Raw genomic sequence first — 286 nt, forward strand, 5'->3', positions numbered from 1 at the left:
AATGGCTCTAAAACATGGTGCCGGCCAGAGGACTTGAACCCCCAACCTACTGATTACAAGTCAGTTGCTCTACCAGTTGAGCTAGGCCGGCTTTAAATGGTGGAGAATGACGGGTTCGAACCGCCGACCCTCTGCTTGTAAGGCAGATGCTCTCCCAGCTGAGCTAATTCTCCATTTAAAATTATGTAATATTATTACTTGCCCGGCAACGTCCTACTCTCGCGGAACGTAAGCCCAACTACCATCGGCGCTAAAGAGCTTAACTTCTGTGTTCGGCATGGGAACA

At 49.3% G+C, this 286-nt stretch carries 2 tRNA genes and 1 rRNA gene; all 3 read right to left on the minus strand.

From position 1 onward, the window contains the following. Positions 1 to 15 precede the first annotated feature (15 nt). A tRNA-Thr gene (locus LQ675_RS14930) sits at positions 16 to 91 on the minus strand. A gap of 6 nt (positions 92 to 97) precedes the next feature. Beyond that, positions 98 to 173 (minus strand) — tRNA-Val (locus tag LQ675_RS14935). Between the two features lie 27 nt (positions 174 to 200). After that, a 5S ribosomal RNA gene (rrf, locus tag LQ675_RS14940) occupies positions 201 to 286 on the minus strand; the annotation flags it as partial.

This window comes from Mammaliicoccus sp. D-M19, from assembly GCF_022386695.1.
GTDB classification, from domain to species: domain Bacteria; phylum Bacillota; class Bacilli; order Staphylococcales; family Staphylococcaceae; genus Mammaliicoccus; species Mammaliicoccus sciuri.